This is a genomic window from Acinetobacter rongchengensis, from assembly GCF_003611475.1.
Classification (GTDB): domain Bacteria; phylum Pseudomonadota; class Gammaproteobacteria; order Pseudomonadales; family Moraxellaceae; genus Acinetobacter; species Acinetobacter rongchengensis.
This window is the reverse complement of record NZ_RAXT01000102.1, coordinates 1-4918: the sequence shown is the minus strand read 5'-3', so window position 1 is coordinate 4918 and position 4918 is coordinate 1. Positions and strand designations below refer to the sequence as shown.

The 4918-nt window shown below is 31.2% G+C and carries 4 protein-coding genes and 1 pseudogene; 4 read left to right on the top strand and 1 reads right to left on the bottom strand.

The features are described from left to right. From D7V20_RS18535 to D7V20_RS18520, 4 genes and pseudogenes are all read left to right on the top strand, one after another. Positions 1-573 (top strand): annotated as a pseudogene (locus tag D7V20_RS18535) (nucleotidyltransferase domain-containing protein); the annotation flags it as partial. A 9-nt stretch (positions 574-582) separates the two neighbouring features. Then, positions 583-2241 (top strand): ThiF family adenylyltransferase, encoded by a 1659-nt coding sequence (locus D7V20_RS18530; RefSeq protein WP_005006360.1) that lies wholly within the window; start codon positions 583-585, stop codon positions 2239-2241. Further along, positions 2226-2726, top strand: coding sequence for a Mov34/MPN/PAD-1 family protein (locus D7V20_RS18525; RefSeq protein WP_005006362.1), 501 nt, complete (start codon positions 2226-2228; stop codon positions 2724-2726). The genes D7V20_RS18530 and D7V20_RS18525 overlap by 16 nt, the downstream gene beginning before the upstream one ends. Positions 2727-2728: 2 nt before the next feature. Next, positions 2729-4354, top strand: coding sequence for an SAVED domain-containing protein (locus D7V20_RS18520; protein WP_005006366.1), 1626 nt, complete (start codon positions 2729-2731; stop codon positions 4352-4354). 146 nt (positions 4355-4500) lie between these two features. On the opposite strand, the gene D7V20_RS18515 is transcribed toward D7V20_RS18520, so the two are convergent. Beyond that, on the bottom strand, positions 4501-4827 hold the full coding sequence (locus D7V20_RS18515; RefSeq protein ID WP_005028412.1) for a hypothetical protein: 327 nt from the start codon (positions 4825-4827) through the stop codon (positions 4501-4503). Positions 4828-4918: the final 91 nt, after the last annotated feature.

Here is a 4918-nt window from a genome sequence, read left to right as displayed (position 1 = left end):
GAATTCTCCTCTGAAGACCTTAAGACTTGGGATATTTCAAATCCTACTGAACTTACCGATACAATTTTGGGAAAATTTGAAGATGATTCAGATTTACGTCATCAGTTTAGACGATGTACTCGCTACTTGAAACAATGGCGAAATGAGAAAGGTCTAGATTTTTTTAAGAGTATTGCTATCACTACAGCTGTATATGAGCATATAACAGCTGAAGATTATGAGAATGATAATAAGGTATTACTTTCTATAGTAAATAATGTATTAGATCAATTCACTACCTTTAGCATTGATCCAGAAAATAACGAGTATTACTTCAGACTCGTAATTAATTTACCTGCACATCAAGGTGTAGACTTACTCGAAAAATTGACCCGAAAACAAATGGAGCACTTAAAATCAAAACTTGAAGATTTAAAATCATCTTTAGAAGCTGTAAATGAGGAAACTGATACAGTAGAAGCTTGCAAAATTTTAAATAAAACTTTTGGAAGACAATTCCCTATCCCTGAAATACAAGAAGTGTCCGAACCAGTAGTACAAACTTATTACACTCAAGAAGGAAAATCTGCTTAGGAAAACTCAATGTTTTTTGATAACCCAAAGTTAGACAATATTGAAAAGCTATTAAGTGAACATGGAGCTCAAAATATCCATGTCACTTCTATTACTAAGGATTGGGTTAATCTAAAATTTGATTTTCTCATTAATACACAACAGGTTTGCCTTGGTCTAATTTTTCAAAATAGAGCTAATTGGACGATACCTCCCATTTTTAGAATATTGACACGACCAATGTCTGCCTTAGATCATGTGAGTCAAAGTGGGGAAATTTGTACTACGGATCATCAAGGTGAAAACTTTGAAGGCTATAGACATAAAGAACTTATTACTGAATTCTTTGAAAGGGCTATAGATATACTCAAGCAATCTTTTATTAATTTTCAATTAAACAACCGAGTAAGCTTGTATAACGAACTAGAAGGATATTTAGGCAGCACTCAAAATATAAATGAGGATGTAATATTACATTGCGACCCTACTTCTACATTTAATTTATATGGTTGGTTAAGAAAATCATCAAAAGGGAATCATCAAATATTAGAGCATATTGATGATGGCGATAGTTCTTACATAAACCACAACCAGCTCACAAAAGTAAAAATTCATAAGATATTATTAGAAGATGCTTCTGTTTTCCCCATACCAGATATAGGAGATTATTTTAATGAGGACTATTTTCTAAAAATTGTTAATACCCTCTCTAATGAGAACAAACGATCTTTGTTAAAACAAGGCAATCATTATGCCCTAGTGGGAATTCCAAATGAACATGGATTTGCTTATGTGATTTTTTATTATGCCATTTGGTATTCTTTCAAAGAAAAAGTATCCTTCAAAGGCTTTAAAGTCTCTTTAACACAAAGAGCGTGGATAGATTATTTATTAAATAGAACGGGGCAAGAGAAAAAAACAAGACATATAGCGATTATCGGATGTGGGGCTTTAGGCTCAAAGATTGCAGAGATATTAGCTCAAACAGGCGTAAATAAATTTTCTTTCATAGATCCAGAGCTTTTAAAAACAGATAATATTTATCGTCATTCTTTAGGTTTGCAGTATGTTAATACCTATAAATCTACTTCTTTAGCTAATAAGTTTTTAATAGAAAGGCCCGGATTAACTATTTTTCCATTCGTAAGCCATGGTGAAAGCTGGATAAAATCAAAAATTACTGAAGATATTGATACTATCATCATAGCAATTGGCCATACTCCTACTGAGATTTCTCTCGTAAAAACTATTTATGAAATAAGTGCAAACATTCAAGTAATAATAGGCTGGTTAGAACCTTATGATTTAGGTGGACATTTTATTTCTTTCAATAATAAACATGTAGGATGTTTAAACTGCTTATATTTTGATGAAAAATCAAATAAAAGTCTTACCCCTATGTATAAATATGTACAATCTGGACAGCTAATTGCTAAAAATATTACAGGGTGTGCTGGTGCATTTACCCCCTTCTCTTCTTTAAATTGCATGAAGCTAGCAAGCTATATTTCTGAATATGTCCTGAATCAACAATTAGGATTTGTTTCTATTTCTGGCGACAATCAGAATGCAAATAAAAATGGAATAATTACTACCCCTTTTTATAATTCAGTAAATAATTCAAATGGAATTAATATATTGAATTTAAAAGAAATTTATAAAGAAGTATGCCCATGTTGCAATACATAACTCAAGGGAGGATTAAATGTGACACACCTACAGGCCAAGTCTTTATTATTCAAGCAAATGTTTTAAAGAGTTTAAAGCAATTTATACAATTAGAATCAGATTCTCCAGAATCGGGTGGCATTCTAATTGGAAGAACAGACATAGAAACTAAAGCTAAAATCATTGAAAGCTTTACCTCTCCTATGGAAGGAGACTGTCAAACACGTATGTCTTTCTTTAGGTCAAAGTCCCACCAATATGCTTTAATACAAGCTTGGAACGAATCTAAAAAATTCTATAATTTTCAAGGCCTATGGCATACACATCCTGAAGATGTACCAACACCCTCTCCAACCGATTTAAGGGATATAGATACTGTTCTAAATGGCATTACCAATCTTAATGACCCAGTTTTATATTTAATAATCGGAAGAGTAAAAACTGGAATCTGGATTGGTAGAAAAAATTTTAAAATCAAACTGTTAGGTTATATTGAGTTAAATTGAAAATGCAACTAGACCCATCCCTAAGTTTACAGACTTCTTTATCAGCAATAGATGATTTATCAAATGCAAATAAATATATAGAAGAAATTTTAAAGCATATTTGTATAGATTCATTAGGTGTATTAGTTGATGAAGAACGTAAAAATATAATTTTTGTCTTATTGAAAAATAAAAGCCCTGAAAGTTTTTTCCGTATAATTCTCAATTATGATGATACTTTAACTTTTGTCCGAAGATTGCTTGCCAAAAAAATTTCCATTTATGCACGCTTTCTTCAAGGTCACATAATTGATGCCCACACTCTACATGATTTTGAAAAGTTAAAAGAAACATGGAATTTAACCTCCTCTCAAGAGAGCGAAGTTAAAGATGTAGATTTTGTTCCTAGAAAGATTCCTAAACAAAAACCAAACCCTGTAAACCAATTAGAATATTTCATAAAAAGAATTTTTGATTTTGAGCATCTTACAGGTAGGGGTAACGATTTATCTGAAAAAGATAAAAACCAGATTTATCTCTCAAGTCATGGCCGATGTATGTTTAAAGGATGTGGTGCAAAATTAAACATAGATGAAATAACTGGATTTGAAGGTACATATGGCGTTTTAGCTCATAATGTTGCAGCATCAGAAAATTCTACTCGCGGTATCCCCTTCTTCTCATATCAACTATCAGATGATCCAACGAATATTTTATTATTATGTGAAAAACATCATAGGTTAATTGATAAAGTTGCTGGCGCAGAATATACAGCTTCAAGACTCTCGCAAATGAGAAGTAATTTCACAGCACAATGCGAAGATTTATTAGATTCTTTAAGCTTTACTCCTATGCCAGTGTATTTATTTTTCTGGCCCGTGAATCGCAATATTCCTCAGTCTCCTTCACGACGTGATATTGCAAGCTGCCTTCTCCCATTAAAATCTATTTTGCATAAAGATAAGACACTAATTCATGAACCATTACCAGCTCATTTAAGAGCTTCAGCTGATGAGTTCTATAAAAAGTATTTTTTAGAAGAATTTGAAGTTCAAACAGAACAATTACTTAGGGAAACTAAATTTGATGATAAGAGAGTAGCTATTTTTGGCTTCGGCCCTATGCCATGCCTAATAGCATTAGGAAGTAAATTAGGAAATAAAGGGAAATTTATACCTATGCTTATGTATAGGGATGGAAGTTGTTGGATGTGGCCTGATCTTATATGTACAACCAAAGCGTATGAAATTAATAATTTCAGTGAAATAGAAGATTGTACTGAAATTACTATTAGATTGAATCTCACTGCTGATCCAGAAACCTCTAAAAATAAGGCTGTTGAATTAGGACATCCGGTAATTAATATTACTGCTAAACCAGAATATATGGGGAATGGAGCAATAAGAAATCCTGAACGAGGACTAAGTTTCATGCAAGATATTCATGCGTTATTTCATAGTCTAACAGATAAAGGAATTACCAAAATTCATGTCTTACCATGTGCATCCAATGCTGCTTGTATATGGTTTGGACAAGCATTTGATCTGCATCATCCTGAAATGGTTATTTATGATTACTTAAATAATTCAATGGTTCCAAGACTTCAAATTCGAAATAATGGAAGCAAGAATGAAATCGCTGTAATTTAAACAGTATATTTGATAGTACTTTCATACCATTAGATTTAAATATGACATTAGTAAATGGAGTTTAGCTCTAATGGGGCTTTGTTGCATAAATATCTAAGACTATGATTTTGTTTAATTTATTTTTGGATTAAAATTTAAACAAATCCTTAAAAATCAGTATCTTGAAGAATGTTTATACAACAAAGCCGTTTTAAACTAAAAAATGTTTGTAATACTATTTTATTTAAATCACTCTGCGATCTAGGTATTAAATTTAAGACTTTCCATGGTTTTAAATAATCTTGCAGATTTTTTTGTGGTTCGAGAATATTTAAATCTTTATTAATATCAAAATTTGAGGGAATTCCATTTGTATTTTTTGCTAATAATTCCTTAACTAAATTTGTTGGAATAGCTCCATTTAAATGAACGTGTAAATCACCCTTAGGAAGATTCACTATCATATCTTCATTAATTTTTTGTAGTGCAGACATAAGTGTAGAAATTAATATAGCTGATTGAATTTTATCATAAAATCTATTTCCAAGTTATTTATTTTTAAATTTTTCTATTTCAATTCTGAAT